General features: G+C 54.1%; 18 protein-coding genes and 1 tRNA gene. 11 read left to right on the top strand and 8 right to left on the bottom strand.

Annotated elements, in window-relative coordinates; translation table 11 throughout:
• Positions 1–131 precede the first annotated feature (131 nt).
• On the bottom strand, positions 132–581 hold the full coding sequence (locus FD30_RS05775) for a hypothetical protein (protein WP_056944244.1): 450 nt from the start codon (positions 579–581) through the stop codon (positions 132–134).
• A 331-nt stretch (positions 582–912) separates the two neighbouring features.
• On the opposite strand from FD30_RS05775, the gene FD30_RS05770 reads away from it, so the two are divergent.
• The 4 genes from FD30_RS05770 (at position 913) to FD30_RS11760 (ending at position 3110) form a co-directional block, all read left to right on the top strand.
• Complete coding sequence (locus tag FD30_RS05770) at positions 913–1815, top strand: DMT family transporter (RefSeq protein ID WP_056944243.1); 903 nt, start codon at positions 913–915, stop codon at positions 1813–1815.
• A gap of 249 nt (positions 1816–2064) precedes the next feature.
• A tRNA-Thr gene (locus FD30_RS05765) sits at positions 2065–2137 on the top strand.
• A 69-nt stretch (positions 2138–2206) separates the two neighbouring features.
• Positions 2207–2764, top strand: coding sequence for a DMT family transporter (locus FD30_RS11765; RefSeq protein WP_225426483.1), 558 nt, complete (start codon positions 2207–2209; stop codon positions 2762–2764).
• Positions 2736–3110, top strand: coding sequence for a DMT family transporter (locus FD30_RS11760; protein ID WP_225426484.1), 375 nt, complete (start codon positions 2736–2738; stop codon positions 3108–3110). Before FD30_RS11765 ends, FD30_RS11760 begins: the two co-directional genes overlap by 29 nt.
• Before the next feature lie 61 nt (positions 3111–3171).
• Here FD30_RS11760 and FD30_RS05755 read toward each other — a convergent pair whose 3' ends face one another.
• The 4 genes from FD30_RS05755 to FD30_RS05740 are packed head-to-tail and all read right to left on the bottom strand — an operon-like array spanning position 3172 to position 4951.
• Complete coding sequence (locus FD30_RS05755; protein ID WP_056944242.1) at positions 3172–3528, bottom strand: fluoride efflux transporter FluC; 357 nt, start codon at positions 3526–3528, stop codon at positions 3172–3174.
• Complete coding sequence (locus FD30_RS05750) at positions 3525–3908, bottom strand: fluoride efflux transporter FluC (protein WP_056944241.1); 384 nt, start codon at positions 3906–3908, stop codon at positions 3525–3527. Before FD30_RS05750 ends, FD30_RS05755 begins: the two co-directional genes overlap by 4 nt.
• 10 nt (positions 3909–3918) lie before the next feature.
• Complete coding sequence (locus FD30_RS05745) at positions 3919–4521, bottom strand: sugar O-acetyltransferase (protein WP_056944240.1); 603 nt, start codon at positions 4519–4521, stop codon at positions 3919–3921.
• Between the two features lie 19 nt (positions 4522–4540).
• Positions 4541–4951 carry a peptide deformylase gene (locus tag FD30_RS05740; RefSeq protein WP_056944239.1) on the bottom strand — a complete coding sequence of 137 codons (411 nt, stop codon included), beginning with the start codon at positions 4949–4951 and terminating at the stop codon, positions 4541–4543.
• Between the two features lie 185 nt (positions 4952–5136).
• On the opposite strand from FD30_RS05740, the gene FD30_RS05735 reads away from it, so the two are divergent.
• The 6 genes from FD30_RS05735 (at position 5137) to FD30_RS05710 (ending at position 10719) form a co-directional block, all read left to right on the top strand.
• On the top strand, positions 5137–6324 hold the full coding sequence (locus tag FD30_RS05735; protein ID WP_056944238.1) for an MFS transporter: 1188 nt from the start codon (positions 5137–5139) through the stop codon (positions 6322–6324).
• An 81-nt stretch (positions 6325–6405) separates the two neighbouring features.
• Positions 6406–7593, top strand: a complete 1188-nt coding sequence (locus FD30_RS05730) for an MFS transporter (RefSeq protein ID WP_056944237.1) — start codon at positions 6406–6408, stop codon at positions 7591–7593.
• Between the two features lie 75 nt (positions 7594–7668).
• Positions 7669–8508 (top strand): aldo/keto reductase, encoded by an 840-nt coding sequence (locus tag FD30_RS05725; RefSeq protein WP_056944236.1) that lies wholly within the window; start codon positions 7669–7671, stop codon positions 8506–8508.
• Positions 8509–8664: 156 nt separating this feature from the next.
• Complete coding sequence (locus FD30_RS05720) at positions 8665–9162, top strand: glutathione peroxidase (protein ID WP_056944235.1); 498 nt, start codon at positions 8665–8667, stop codon at positions 9160–9162.
• A 41-nt stretch (positions 9163–9203) separates the two neighbouring features.
• Positions 9204–9881 (top strand): YczE/YyaS/YitT family protein, encoded by a 678-nt coding sequence (locus FD30_RS05715; RefSeq protein ID WP_056944234.1) that lies wholly within the window; start codon positions 9204–9206, stop codon positions 9879–9881.
• Between the two features lie 82 nt (positions 9882–9963).
• Positions 9964–10719, top strand: coding sequence for an ion transporter (locus FD30_RS05710; protein ID WP_225426485.1), 756 nt, complete (start codon positions 9964–9966; stop codon positions 10717–10719).
• Between the two features lie 204 nt (positions 10720–10923).
• Here the strand turns inward: FD30_RS05710 and FD30_RS05705 are convergent, their stop codons facing one another.
• Entirely contained in the window at positions 10924–11892 is a 969-nt protein-coding gene (locus FD30_RS05705; RefSeq protein ID WP_056944233.1) for a serine hydrolase, read from the bottom strand.
• 277 nt (positions 11893–12169) lie between these two features.
• Between FD30_RS05705 and FD30_RS05700 the strand changes: the two genes are divergently transcribed.
• Positions 12170–12952 carry a tyrosine-protein phosphatase gene (locus FD30_RS05700; protein ID WP_056944232.1) on the top strand — a complete coding sequence of 261 codons (783 nt, stop codon included), beginning with the start codon at positions 12170–12172 and terminating at the stop codon, positions 12950–12952.
• A 32-nt stretch (positions 12953–12984) separates the two neighbouring features.
• Here the strand turns inward: FD30_RS05700 and FD30_RS05695 are convergent, their stop codons facing one another.
• Both FD30_RS05695 and FD30_RS05690 read right to left on the bottom strand, forming a co-directional pair.
• Positions 12985–13518 (bottom strand): NUDIX hydrolase, encoded by a 534-nt coding sequence (locus tag FD30_RS05695; RefSeq protein ID WP_056944231.1) that lies wholly within the window; start codon positions 13516–13518, stop codon positions 12985–12987.
• 27 nt (positions 13519–13545) lie between these two features.
• Complete coding sequence (locus FD30_RS05690) at positions 13546–14184, bottom strand: DUF421 domain-containing protein (RefSeq protein WP_056944230.1); 639 nt, start codon at positions 14182–14184, stop codon at positions 13546–13548.

The following is a 14184-nucleotide window of genomic DNA, read 5'->3' as shown; positions in this document are numbered from 1 at the left end:
CGAGGATAGGACGTTGCCACGCGACGTGAAGAACCCAGTGATTGGGTTCTTTTTTTTTGCCCAAAATTATTATTAACTGATTGTACACTTAAACGACAGAGGTGCTTCGGCTGGCGAGCTACACAGGGGGCTCATTGCCGGCGATGGTGCTGAGAACGGTGGGGATGGGTCGGCTTGACCAACCAGTCCACCCGTCGATAACGGTCCGGGGTCCACTGAACCGTATAGGCCGGAAAGTGACGGAGTTCGGCATCCGCCAGTTGCCACAGGTCGACCAGTTCGATGGTTGGTGGCCAGTCGTGGGCAGCCCAGTCCGCTAGACGCTGATAGGTGAGGACCAATTCTACGGTTTTGATATTGGTGGTCAATGCTAAGGGAAAGTGCGTTAAGCGTAGGCGGCGAAGATGCCGCAGTGCCTTGATCAGGACCACGATTCCCATCGCGGGACCCGTGTAGGCGTAAGGCGTTGCGCCGGTTCGCCGAATCGTACGATCAGGGAGGGCCAACCGGTACCCCCACCGGCGCTTTTTAAAGGTGGTGTGACTGGCCATGTAGACTTGAATGCTGGACGTTGGGGCCAAAGTAAGTTTCCTCCTAACCGACGTTGTGCTAATTAGTTCCGTAAAATCGTTGCTGAAAGTCGTACATAGGTTATCTTTTTAAGATTCATTTGGAAAAGAGACCGGGTCAACGGACCAGGGTGACGGCAAACGGTGCTAGTTATGACAATTTCAAAACTTTGCTAATCCCATTAATTGTCAGGTCAGGTGCAGTTGGTGATAATGGAGCCAGATGACTTAGCACGACCAAGAAAGCGCTGGGGGTTCAAATCCAATCAGCGGCTTGATCTCGCGTTGTGGGGGTAAATGGACTGTGATTTGGCGAGTTGCGTAGAGAAGGGAAGCCAGCCGAATGCTAAAAAATCGTCGGGTGGGACTGACGGAGGTCATTACGGGATGCACGTTGTGGGGCGCGTCCGGGATGGTGGCACAAGCCCTCCTGGATCAAGACCAGGTTCCGTCTGGGTGGCTGACCGGAGTCCGTTTGTTCTGGGCAGGACTGTTATTACTGGTCTGGTACGCTTTAGGTAAGGGGCACACCGTGTGGTCGATTTGGCGCCAACCCAAGCTGGCCGGACAATTGTTTCTATTTAGCTTTTTAGGAATGGTTCCGTCTCAATTGACCTACTTTCTAGCCATCTACTACGGAAACGCACCGACCGCTACGGTCTTACAATTTCTCAGTCCGTTGCTGATTATCCTTTACTTAGCAGCGGTGCACCGGCAGTGGCCCCGGCGCATTGACGTGTTGTCGATTGGCATCGCGTTATTCGGTACCTATCTGTTGGTGACTAACGGACAACTGACCAAATTAGCGTTAGCCCCGCTGGCACTGTTCTGGGGACTGGTCGCGGGTGTAAGTTCGGCTGCCTACACTCTGTTGCCCCAACGCCTCCTCGCGCAGTTTGACGCCCGGCTGGTCGTGGGCTGGGCCATGTTGGTGGGCAGCCTGCCGTTTGGGCCGACAATGGTGACCACCCGCTTGCCGCACCTCAATGGCGTGGTCGTGGGCGGTGTCGCCTTCATCGTGATTGCAGGGACCATGCTGGCATACCTTCTCTACCTGAAGAGCCTCCAGAGCCTTGACCCGGCGACCACGGGGATGTTCAGTGCCTTCGAACCCCTCACGGCAACCCTCTTGACCGTGACAGTTCTGGGAACGCCGGTGACCCATTTTGAGATTCTGGGGGGCCTGTGCATTCTGGCCACGGCGCTCCTACAGGCGTTACCCCGGCGAACTTCGATGGCAAGTTGACTGAAAAAATATGGAACCGCCTCGCCGACAAATTTGGTGAGACGGTTCTTTAAAATAGCGGCGGGCTTACTTTGTGCGACCGGTCACTAGTGAAATTCTATGGGAATTCTTGATTGGTGAGAAAGCGGAACCACCCGGTGAATGCCCGTGGTTCAGGCGTTAACGGCCGGGAGTAAGGTGCGGTAATTTTGGAATTTTTCCCGGTACATCTATTGTCAGGTCCAGCATAATCGGTGATAATAGAACCATGCCGCTTTAGCTCAGAAGGTAGAGCGTTTCCATGGTAAGGAAGAGGTCGTTGGTTCAAATCCAATAAGCGGCTTAAGTAGCGCGTTGCCCATTGGGACGCGTTTTTGTTTGGCTAATTTTGTTGAGAAGGGGAGCAGGGCGGATGCCAAAAAGTCGGCGCATGGGGTTAATGGAAGTCATTACGGGAGGAATCTTATGGGGCGCGTCGGGGACGGTGGCCCAAGCCATCTTGGGGCAGTACCACGTGCCCTCCCTATGGTTAACGGGGATTCGACTGTTCTTTGCGGGACTGTTATTGTTGATCTGGTACGCGGCCAGTAACGGCAACGCGGTGTGGGCCATCTGGCGTCAGCCTAAGATGATTGGGGCGTTGATCCTATTCAGCTTTTTAGGCATGGTTCCCTCGCAGTTGACCTATTTTTTGGCGATCTATCATGGCAACGCGCCGACCGCGACCGTTTTGCAGTTCTTGAGTCCGTTGTTCATTATCGTTTACCTGGCGTTCGTTCACCGGCAATGGCCCCGGCGTATCGATATTTTGTCGATTGGCATTGCCCTGTTTGGGACCTATTTGTTAGTCACAAACGGGCAGTTGACGCGCTTGGCCCTGTCCCCCCTCGCACTTTTTTGGGGATTGTTAGCCGGAGCTAGTTGGCGCGGCCTACACCCTGTTGCCGCGCCAACTCCTGGCCCAATTTGATGCCCGGTTAGTGGTGGGCTGGGCCATGCTGGTGGGCAGTCTACCGTTTGGACCCACGTTGGTGACGACCCGGTTGCCACAAGTTAACGGAACGGTTATTGGTGGGATTGCGTTCATCGTGATTGCCGGGACCATGTTGGCGTACCTGTTATACCTGAAGAGCCTGGAAAGCCTAGAACCCGAGACCACGGGGATGTTGAGTGCGTTTGAACCGCTGACGGCCACGCTACTGGCTGTGGTGGTCTTAGGGACGCCCATCACCCACTTTGAAGTGATCGGTGGCCTGTGTATTATTGCCACGACGGTGCTGCAGGCCTTACCGCAACGGGCGTCCGTGGCACATTAATTCAGAAATACGAAAAAACGCTTCGCCGAATATTTCAGCGAAGCGTTTTAGTTTGCCGTATTTAAGCACTGACCCACCAGAAGCCCAGAAACGCGCCCCCGATTCCCAGGACCACCGATAAGCCGATGTAGCTAGCGGCGACTTTGGGAAAGGTGTGCAGGAGATCGGTGAACTCCGTGGTGAACGTCGAGTAGGTCGAGAAGCCACCCAGAAAACCACTGAGGACTTGAAAGGCCAACGAGGTCGCCGGTAGCCACCCCGCGCCCATGCCCAGGAGAGTGGCCGCAACCACGTTGATGATCAGCGTAGGGAAGGGAAAGTAGGTGTCGTAGAACAGGCGGTTGCCCAGAAGCGTCAGGCCGAACCGGCAGAGGGCCCCACCCCCGCCGGCGCAGCAGACCAGGAGTGCGGTGATCATCGGAAGCGTGCCCCCTTAACCCACCGGTGCGTCAGGGAGAGACTACCGGCCGCTGCCAGCCACCCTAGGAGTAGACTACCGCCGACATAGCCCAGGGCGGCCCAGTAGGCGTGGGCCTGTAGAAGGCGTGCTGCGTCTAAAGCAAAGGTCGAAAAGGTGGTGAAGCTGCCGACCAAGCCAACGCTGAGGCCGGTGATCACGTGGGGCGCAACGGGAATCAGCAGGGGAAGGGCTCCCGTAACTAGGGGCAGAAGTAGGCACCCACCGATATTGATTGCCATGACGGTCAGTAAGTGGTGGGAGGGACCCACGGGGGTCAGAAGATAACGTAGGGCGCTACCAACCAGCGCCCCGAGAAAAATCGCCATTAATTTTTTCACCGGCCAACTCCTATTCAGGCAAGGTGTCGTCCGGCGTGATGGGCCGAATCACCCGGCAAGGATTCCCCACCGCCAGTGAATGGGCGGGGATGTCGCGGGTCACGATACTGCCGGCACCGATCACGCTACCCTCACCAATGGTTACCCCGCCGGTCACCGTGACGTTGCTGGCTAACCAGCAGTTGTCTTCAATGGTCAGGGGCTTGCCGTATTCGAGGTCGAACTGGCTGCCGTCAGCGCGGGTCCGCAGATTACGTTGCTGGTAGCGCAACGGGTGTAAGGGGGTGGCCAGCGTAACGTTGGGCCCCAGCATCACGTTATCGCCGATAGTGACATCACAGGTATCCAGGACGGTCAGGTTGACGTTACTGTAGAAGTTAGCGCCGATGTGGCTGTTGTGTCCGTAGTCGAAGAAGATGGGGCCTTGGAAGAAGACGCCGGCTGCGTGGTCGGGTAATAGCTGGTCAATCAGGGCTTGGCGTTCAGCCTCCTGTTCCTCAAAGGTTTGGTTGAATTGTTGGCAGAGACGGTGGGCGGCCAATCGTTGCCCCGCTAATTCGGGGTCGGTCGGGTCGTAAAGCTCGCCCGCCAGCATTTTGGTTCGTTCAGACATATCGAAGACTCCTTTCGGGTTAAATCACGATGCCGTTACAGTGGTCGACTTCGTGTTGAATGATCTGGGCAATAAAGCCCGTAAACTCTTGGTGGTGAGCCTGGAACTGTTGGTCCTGGTAGTCGACCGTGATGGTCTGGTAGCGGGTCGTGGGCCGTTCGCCCTCAAGGGATAAGCACCCCTCTTGAGTGGCGAAGGGGTCGCGTTTTTGACGAATCTGGGGGTTGACCAGCGCGACGGGTAAGACGCCCATCAAGACCACGATGATGCGGACGTTTTGACCGATCATGTTGGCGGCCATGCCCACGCAGTTGTCTTGGTGAGCACGAAGGGTGTCGATGAGGTCCGTGATGATGGCGGCGTCGGCCGGAGTGGCTGGAGCCGCACGATGGTTAAGTTGCTGGGGATCGTGAACAATTGGACGAATCATAAGTTTGCCTCCCGGTTTGTGTTTAGGTCAAGTATACCATGCTGGTTTTATGGACAAGCGGGGAATTTTCCGGAGCACAAAATAGGTGACTTTTGGGAAGCATATTGGCTAATTTGGCACGTTTCCTTTCGCGGAAAAGTACGGTAGAGTAAGAGGTAAGAGCTTTTTTGGAGAGGAGTTTCAATGTGAGTAAATACCAACTGCAAGCCGCATCGTTCGTCTTAGTGTCGTTCATGTTAGGCTGTAATGAATTTATCGTGGTCGGCATCATTTCCGACATCGCGGGGTCGCTACACGTGGCGGTTCCCACGGTGGGGTATCTGGTCACCATCTTTGCGACCGTCTACGCCATCAGTACGCCGTTGATCACGGTGCTGACCAACCGGTTTAACCGGTACCACACCTTTATGGGGCTGATGGTGATTTTCCTGATTGGCAACACCTTGACCGGGTTCGCCACCAGCTTCCCGATTCTAGTGGCGGCCCGGATGATCACCGCAATCGTGGCCGGGACCATCGAGTCACTGAGTATCGCCATCTGTAACGTGATTGCGCCGCGGAATAAACGGGCCGTGCTGATCTCCTGGTTAGCGGCCGGGTTCAGCATCGCCTCGGTCATTGGGGTGCCGATTGGGACGGCCATCAGTACCAACTTCGGGTGGCAGAACGCCTTTCACGTGATCTCACTGCTGAGCCTGGTCACCTGCCTGATTCTGGGCTGGCTCTTACCCCGGGACCTGAAGCAAGCCGGTGGCGGCATCAAGGACCAATTGGTGCTGTTGACGGACAAACGCATCTTGCTGGGCGCGGCGCTGATCCTCTTTTCGGCGGCCACGTCTTACGCTTACTACACCTACATCCGGCCGTTGATCACCACCACACTGGGCTTCAACACCACCAGCCTGAACTGGTTATTGATGGTCATCGGGATTGTCAGCATTATCAGCAATCGGGTCTCGGGAAGCCTGGCCGAACACGACGGATTGCGGTTCATGCCGCGACTCTACGTCTTCGACATGGTCCTCTTCCTACTGTTCCCCGTCGCCATGTTGCTGCCCTGGACGGGGTACGCGTTGCTCCTAGTCCTGACTTTAGTGGTGTTGCTAGCGGGCTCACCACTGCAGATCATGTTCTTGGATGTGGCCGAGGAGCGTTACCCGCAAGCCACGGCGCTCGCTTCGGCGTTGAACGCCATCTTCTTTAACATCGGGATTTCACTGGGATCAGCCACGGCCTCGGGCGTCTTGAGTCTGGCGGGTCTGGGGAATCTCTGGTGGGGCGCGTTACTCTTTGCTGGCGTCTCGCTAGTGCTATCCTTAAGCCTGAATCGTACGATTGCCCGGCACCGGGCCACGGCCGCTGCGGAATCTTAATTCCTGAGTAATTTAACTGCCCATTTGGGGTGCGAAAGTGTACGCTAGGAGTATCAAAATTTTCTCTGGAGGAACATCCATATGAACAAGTACCGTTGGCAGGCCATCGTCTTCGTGCTGGTCGCCTTTATGTTGGGGTGTAACGAATTTATCGTGGTCGGGGTCCTCTCCGATATCGCCCAAGAGTTTCACGTGTCCGTTTCATTAGTGGGCTATTTGGTCACCATCTTTGCGACCGTTTATGCCGTGAGCACGCCGTTTATCACCATTCTGACCAACCGGTTCAGTCGCTATAAAACGCTGATGGTTTTAATGGTCATCTTTTTGGTGGGTAACACGCTCAGTGGTTTGGCGATGAACTTCACGGTGCTGTTACTTTCACGGGTCTTGACGGCCGTAGTGGCCGGCGCCATTATCTCCCTGATCATGACCTTCGCCAGCGCCATTGCGCCACGGGAGAAGCGGGCGAACCTGGTCTCGTGGATCTTCGCGGGCTTCAGTATCGCTTCAGTCTTCGGGGTGCCGATTGGGACGGCCATCAGTACGGCGTATAGCTGGCACGATGCCTTTTACCTGATCACGGTCATCAGTCTGGTGACCTGCCTGTTACTTGGGTGGTTGTTGCCCAAGCAAGTTGAACAGGTTCAGGGCAGCATCAAGAATCAGCTGGTCCTGTTGGCGGACAAGCGAATCTACCTGGGAATCGTCTTGGTCCTGTTCACTGCGGCGACCATGTACGCCTATTACACCTACATTCGACCAATTCTGACCACCGGCTTAGGCTTCAGTACCACTAGTCTGAACTGGCTATTGTTCCTGATTGGAATCATGAACATCCTGTGTAATCGTTTCTCGGGGATGCTGGCGGAACGAAACGGGCTACGGGTCATGCCGCGGTTCTATGTGGCGGATATCGTATTGCTGTTGCTGCTCCCTTGGGGGATGAACAGCAAGCTGATTGGTCTGGGAATCCTCTTGATTCTGACCCTGATCGTAACGATTTTGAATTCACCGATTCAGATTCATTTTCTAAACATCGCGGAGCGGGAGTACCCACAATCAACGGTGCTGGCGTCTTCGCTGAACTCGATCTTCTTTAACTTCGGAATCTCGCTGGGGTCAGCCACGGCTTCGGGGATGCTGGGCGTCGTGGGCCTGCGCTACATCAGTTGGAGTGCGGCCGTTTTTGCGGCCATTTCCTTGGTCTTGGCGCTGGTGCTGAACCGCGCCATTGCCCAACACCGCTCCGCCCAACCTTCACAAGCCTAAATGAGGGGTGTAAGCTAATTCGTGAAGGTTCCGTCTGTCTATGGGACGGAGAGCAGTCTTGGAAAGGATGATTAGATGCAAGTACCAGAGTTGACCTTAAACGATGGGGTTCAGATGCCAGTGATTGGTCTAGGGACTTACCAGATTCGGGGTGGCGCGGGAGTTAACCAGATTCTCGCGGCGATTCAAGACGGGTATCGCAGTCTAGATACCGCCACCAATTACGATAACGAGGGGGCCGTGGGTGAGGCGATTCGCCGGTCCGGCTTACCACGGTCGGCGTTCTTCGTGACCTCTAAGCTCCCCGGGAAGTACCACCGTTACGCCGATGCCACCATGGCTATCCAGGAGTCGCTGTACCGGATGGGTTTAGACTACTTTGACCTCTACTTGATCCATTGGCCACTCCCTAAGCGGAACCACTATGTTGAGGCTTGGCAGGCCATGATCGATGCGCGGACCCGGGGCCTGATTCGGTCGATTGGCGTGTCTAACTTTGAACCGGAGCATCTTGACCGGATTATTCAAGAGACTGGTGTGACGCCGGCCGTTAACCAGATTGAGTGTCATCCGTACTGGGTCCAAGAACGGATGCGGCAAGCCGACTATGACCGGGGAATCGTGACGGAAGCCTGGAGTCCGTTAGGTCGGGGGAGCGCGGCGTTGCAAGAACCCGTGATTCGCGATCTAGCCGGTAAGTACCAAAAGAACGTGGGGCAGATTGTTCTGCGGTGGCACACCCAGCGGGGCATCGTGCCGATTCCTAAGGCCCGCAATCTGAAGCACCAACGCGGTAACCTCGACATCTTTGACTTTAGTCTGACGGAAGATGAATTGGCGGCCGTTAACGCCTTAGACCGTCCTGATGGTCGGATCGATGGGCAGGATCCGAATGAGTATGAAGAATTTGATTAACGCATGAAGTCAATAGAGGCTTTAAAAAGCGGTCTGCACGTCATGTGGGGCCGTTTTTGTGCGTGCAGTTGTCCATTAAAACGCTTATAATGGCCCTAAAGTTAATTGGGAAACACTAAATTGCAAGCAACTAAAATGGTCGAAGGAGACGGTCGCATGACAACTATCTATGGGTTTAAAGAAACGGAAATGAGTGGGCAGCCACTAGACCTAGCGGCGTATCGGGGGCAGGTCGTGGTCATCGTCAACACGGCTAGCAAGTGCGGGTTAGCGCCTCAGCTAACGGCGCTCGAAGCGTTGTATCAGCGGTACCGGGACCAAGGGTTGGTAATCTTGGGCTTACCGTCGAACCAATTCCACCAGGAGCTAGATTCGGATGAAGCGGCTAGTGACTTTTGCCAACTACATTACGGGGTTACCTTCCCGATGACCCAGCGGGTGCAGGTTAACGGAGACCATGCAGACCCGTTGTTTAGGTACCTTAAGGCCGCCTCAGGGCATGGCCGCATCAAGTGGAACTTTACCAAATTCTTGGTAGGACGCGATGGGCAGTTGATCAAGCGGTACGCGCCTACGACTAGTCCCAAGAAGATGGAGACGGCCATTTTAGCGGCGCTCCAGGCCCCGGCAGGCGTTGACAAAGCCGACGTTTAACCGCTAGGATAATCCTATCTTAGTTGGAAAGAAGTTTTGATATGGCACAAAATAATCCCATGCCGCAACGGGTCTTAGCCTTAATCTTAGGTCTGGTGATCAATGCGTTGGGAAATGGTCTCACGGTCGCCACAAACATGGGGACCAGTCCTTGGACTGCGTCGGAGGTCAACTTAGGGCACTTATTTGGTACTACGGTGGGGTGGCCGATGTTGGTGGTTGGGGTCTTAACGGCGGTGATTAATCAACTTCTGATTCGTCACTGGGATACCTGGCGCTTCGTGGGTGAGGTGGCCTTTATTTCGTGTTTTAGTTATTTTGTGAACACTTTTGTGGCTGGGTTTACCCGGCTAGGTGTGCCTGATTTGTCGGTTATTCCTAAAATCGTGGTCTGCTTACTAGGGGTGGTCACGTTTTGCTGTGCGATTTCGCTGTACCAACGGGCGAACTTGATCATGCACCCCAACGATGACACGACCAATATTCTGCGGTTCCTCTATTTTAACGGCCGGGTGATGACCGCTCAAATCGTGAACTTCTTGGTGCCTGTAGCCATAATCATCTTAACGGTCCTGTTCACGCACCGCCTCTACTCGGTCAACATTGGAACGTTGTTCTGTCTTTTGGGTAATGGTCCACTGATCGGGTTATCCGACCGGTATATCTGGCCCGGTCTACGGCATAACTTCCGGGTCTCGCAACTGACGGGGCAAAGTTAAGGGACTTAGGGCTACCCTGAAAATCGGTTCCGTAGTACGATTGAGTTTAGAAAATGGATTCGGACGACAGGGGGTAAACGACGTGCAATGGCAACGGTGGCACCATGAATATCGCGTGACAGTGGTGATTTTAGCGTTGGTGTCGATTGCCCTGGTGATCTTACAGCTAGCCGGTGTGGTGGACCTCGACCGCGGGCCTTGGGCCTGGGTGGATGCTGGAATCTTAGCGTTCTTTACGGTCGATTATCTGGTACGCTTCTGGCGAGCCCCCGCGAAGTGGGCCTTTTTCCGGCACAACATCTTTGACTTGTTGGCGATTATCCCGTTTAGCGCCATTTTTAGCTTCTTCCGTCTGGCCCGACTAACGCGCATCTTTCGGTTGACCCAGTTCTTCCGCTTGATTCGACTGGTGGGTTTCGTGGGGAAACTACGCGGGCAGTTGCGCGGGTTCTTTCATACCAATGGGTTCGGTTACTTGGTGTGGACCAGTCTGATTATTATCTTGTTGTCCGCGTCGTTATACACCTACGCGGAGCAGGTCTCGTGGGGCCAGGCCCTATGGTGGGCCATCACCACGACGACGACGGTGGGGTACGGTGACGTGACGCCGCATACCGTGGTGGGGAAATGGGCAGCGGCAATGTTGATGCTGGTGGGAATCGGCTTCATCGGGTCACTGACCAGTACCATTACCACGTACTTTTCCCAGCGCCACACTACGTCGGATTACCAGAAACTGGAGCAGCACTTGACCACGATTGAGCAGGAAAATGCGGCGCTCAAGCAGGATTTAGCGGAAATCAAGCGGGCTTTGCAACAGAAGAATCAGGGAAATTAGGGGGACAAGGGTCACTTTTGACGGGCTAAATGCCGTTCAAAAGTGGTCTTTTTGAGTTGTAGGTATGTCATTAGTGATCCAAATCCCAAAAACGTTGATTTGTAAATTTACGATAATCCGGTTATCAAGTTAAAGCGCCACTTCTCTGGAAAAATTCCATGGGGAGTGGCGCTTTGACGGGGTTCAACCTTGCTATGTAAATAATTAGGGAGCTAATTTAGCCGTGGCGGATTTGCCATAAACCATCTTTTGGATGTGGGTCGTAATCTTGGCAATGCGCGGGAAGCCGCTGAAGCCGCTTTGCATATGGCCGTGGGTCATGATCACGAGAATGTAGCGTTGCCCGTTAGGCAGGGTCACCAAGCCGGCGTCGTTGTTGGTGTCGGCGTACCAACCAACCTTGTCGGCCACGGTGGTCCCTTGCTTAGCGGTCGCTGCCCCGGCGGGAATCCCGGTACGGTAGACCTGCTGGGACATGAGGTGGAGTAGCCACTGCCGATCCTTAGCTGATTTGAACGGTCCAGTTTGAAGTGCGAGGTCCTTTAGGGCCAAGGTCAAGCTATAAGCCGTGGTTTGGGAGGCTTGGCCGGCTACGAAGACGGGGGCGAACCAGTTTTGGTCGCCGATGAAGGTGTTGATGCCGTCCAAACCGTAGGCGTCCAGAATGTTTTCGGCGAAGGTGTTGTCGCTGTGAACGATCATTTCCTCGAAACCGGTGGTACTGGTCGGTGTCCAGGTCAAGTTACCTTGGTGGTGAAGGTGGAGAACGTAGGCCGCCATGAAGAGCTTGTAGGTGCTTGCGGAGACCACGGGAGTGTGCGCGTTGGCGGAAGTCGCGAGGTCACCTTGATGATAGAACCGGTGGGTGAGGGACGCTTTGGCGGCGGGGCTGCCGGGCTTAGGGGAGAGGTTGTAGAAGCTGATGCTGGTGGTGCCATCCGCCGTCTCATGGTTTAGGTAATGCTGTAATCGTTTCCTTAAATGTCGTTGCTGTGTGGTGATGCGGGCCGTATTCACGGGTTGGGTGGTCAGCCGAGCAGACGTCTTGGCTACGGAATTGTGATGGTACTGGAGCCCCCAGACGCCACCCCAGATTAAGGCGATGGCCAAAACGATGAGTCGTAGGCCGTGCCGGTGTTGAGCCCAGAAATTAGGAGTTGGTTTGAAGTGCAAAGGAGTCGCCTCGTTTCAGTTGAAAAATAGTTAAACGTAAATTCAATTATAGGACTCATTATACGCTTGCTTTTAGGTATTGCGGGGGGCAAATCAATCATGATGGCTAAAAATTTAGGGGCTTCAGTAAAAAAGCCAATCTGTACTTCGATTCTAAGTACGGATTGGCAATATTAATTTATCGATAAAATAGTTTACACAACTTCTACAAGGCTTTTGACGTTTCTTTACACAACCCTGCTATTCTAAGAATACTTCAGAAAGGGGTTTGAAACAGATGCGTCTACAGCGATTATTGATTAGTTTTGGGTGTGCCTTAGCGTTATTCGGGACCACGGCGTCTCCCGTGATGGCCGCCACGACCACGGATGCGGCCTTACAACCGACAGTATCTCAGAAGGTCAACCGACCAATTCACTTAGATGGGGCGGAAAACGCTCGTGATATGGGGGGCTACAAGACCAAGAGCGGCCGTTACGTGAAGCGCGGCCGGCTGTTGCGAGCCGATTCCTTAGATAAGTTGACCACGTTGGATGGCACCCGGTTAACGCAAGACTGGCACCTTAAGCAGATTGTTGATTTGCGAACGGCTGACCAGATCAAGAAGAAGCCGGATGCGCTGATCGAAGGGGTCAACTACTTACAAGCCTCCGTCCTGGGCACGCGTTCGAACTACGACAACGACGATGCGGGGATGTACAAGGACATGGCCTTCAAGCCAGCTGCTAAGCGGAGCTACCATCGTCTATTAACGTTGGTTGCACAACAAAAGAAGGGGTCCCTGCTCTTCCACTGTTCCCACGGGATGGACCGGACGGGAACCGCGGCAGCAATTCTGTACACCATCTTGGGTGTGAGCCGGAAGGATATTCAACGCGACTACCTCTTGTCCAACACTCAGTTGGGGGTAACCTGGGCTAAGCCAGCCTTATTGAACCAATTCTTTAACGATGTTCAATCCCAATACGGGTCAATGAGTAACTACATTCACAAGGGCCTGAAGATTACCCCGGCACAAGAACGGGCCATTCGGGCGAACTACTTAACCGTTAGAAAGTAATAACCAACGTAATCGATCCGAAAAAACCAAGGCTAAGTGGCGTTGGTTTTTTTGGCACCGTAAAGATGTTCCCAGGCGCCACGTAACTCCAGTTGGCAGTTGTCAAAGCCAATCTGGTCGAGGTGGTCTAAAGCTGCGGGAAAATCAAAGTAGCGGATGCGTTGAAGTTCGGCAGTCTGAATGGTGAAGTCCCGGGCAGTCCAGTCGGTTTGAAAGGCGAACCAGGCGCTGACCCAGTGGCTGTGGGGCATGATACGGTAGTTGTCGGTAGCCGTTACCGGGTGGTCGAAGCCCAGTTCCTCGGTCATTTCCCGGTGCATGGCTTCTTCGATGGTTTCACCGGCTTTGACGGCACCACCGGATGAGGTGTCCCAATATCCCGGAAAGTTGAGCTTGTTAAGGGCCCGTTGTTGGAGCAGGACTTGTCCGGCAGGGTTAAAGAGAAAGGCGTTGACCACGAGATGGTAATGGCCTGGGGTGACGGGATTTTCGCGCAACTGGTCACCCACCCGTTGAAGTTGGCGATTATAGACATCCCAGTGTTCGTGGAGTTGGTCGGCAGGCATGTTGCAAGATCTCCTTTCTGGTCAGGGTTAACTGCGGTCATACCGGGTGACCTTGAATTCATGGTTCTCATATTTAGCCATGTAAACGTCCCGAATGTTGGTGATGCCGTGTTGGGTCAGCTGCTCGTCCAGCCAGGCTTCATCGTGGTTGGTCAGCTCGAGCACGTCAAAGTCAATCTGGCCGTCGACAATCAGGGGGTAGCGAATGGAGCCATCGCCCTGACGGAGGATCGTCAGACTGCCGTTTTGTTCGACGATTGCCCGTTTAACCTCTTCAATCTGGTAGACGCCGGCACTCCGCAGCTTGAAGTCCACTTCTTTGGCGGAGAGGTTGGCTTTGAGACAATTATGGACTAGGAGACGACCATCACGCACAATGGTGATGGGCCCGCCATCGATGAATTTCCCTACGATTCGGACGTGAATCTTGAGGTAGCGCATAATCAAGATTAGCAGTGACCAGATGAGGAGCACGATCACGAACTGAATCAGGGTAATCGAGGAGTTGTAGATGACCCCACCGATAATGCCCCCTAAAACGTAGTTCTGGACTTGGTCGATCGCCGAGGTCGGGGCTAGGTTCCCTTTACCCGTGAAATTAATGAGTAACGTCATAAAAATGAAGCCGATGAGCAGCTTCAACACAACATCTGAATAAGTAAACAT

The organism is Levilactobacillus namurensis DSM 19117 (genome assembly GCF_001434785.1).
Taxonomy (GTDB): Bacteria; Bacillota; Bacilli; order Lactobacillales; family Lactobacillaceae; genus Levilactobacillus; species Levilactobacillus namurensis.
Note: the sequence above shows the minus strand (reverse complement) of the source record. Positions and strands in the feature narration are given on the sequence as shown.

Coding starts and splice junctions, on each gene's coding strand:
- FD30_RS05725 (WP_056944236.1), top strand. CDS start 7,669: ATGCAAGTACCAGAGTTGACCTTAAACGATGGGGTTCAGATGCCAGTG.
- FD30_RS05740 (WP_056944239.1), bottom strand. CDS start 4,951: ATGATTCGTCCAATTGTTCACGATCCCCAGCAACTTAACCATCGTGCG.
- FD30_RS05755 (WP_056944242.1), bottom strand. CDS start 3,528: ATGATCACCGCACTCCTGGTCTGCTGCGCCGGCGGGGGTGGGGCCCTC.
- FD30_RS05730 (WP_056944237.1), top strand. CDS start 6,406: ATGAACAAGTACCGTTGGCAGGCCATCGTCTTCGTGCTGGTCGCCTTT.
- FD30_RS05720 (WP_056944235.1), top strand. CDS start 8,665: ATGACAACTATCTATGGGTTTAAAGAAACGGAAATGAGTGGGCAGCCA.
- FD30_RS05690 (WP_056944230.1), bottom strand. CDS start 14,184: ATGTTTACTTATTCAGATGTTGTGTTGAAGCTGCTCATCGGCTTCATT.
- FD30_RS05700 (WP_056944232.1), top strand. CDS start 12,170: ATGCGTCTACAGCGATTATTGATTAGTTTTGGGTGTGCCTTAGCGTTA.
- FD30_RS05745 (WP_056944240.1), bottom strand. CDS start 4,521: ATGTCTGAACGAACCAAAATGCTGGCGGGCGAGCTTTACGACCCGACC.
- FD30_RS11765 (WP_225426483.1), top strand. CDS start 2,207: ATGCCAAAAAGTCGGCGCATGGGGTTAATGGAAGTCATTACGGGAGGA.
- FD30_RS05715 (WP_056944234.1), top strand. CDS start 9,204: ATGGCACAAAATAATCCCATGCCGCAACGGGTCTTAGCCTTAATCTTA.
- FD30_RS05770 (WP_056944243.1), top strand. CDS start 913: ATGCTAAAAAATCGTCGGGTGGGACTGACGGAGGTCATTACGGGATGC.
- FD30_RS05695 (WP_056944231.1), bottom strand. CDS start 13,518: ATGCCTGCCGACCAACTCCACGAACACTGGGATGTCTATAATCGCCAA.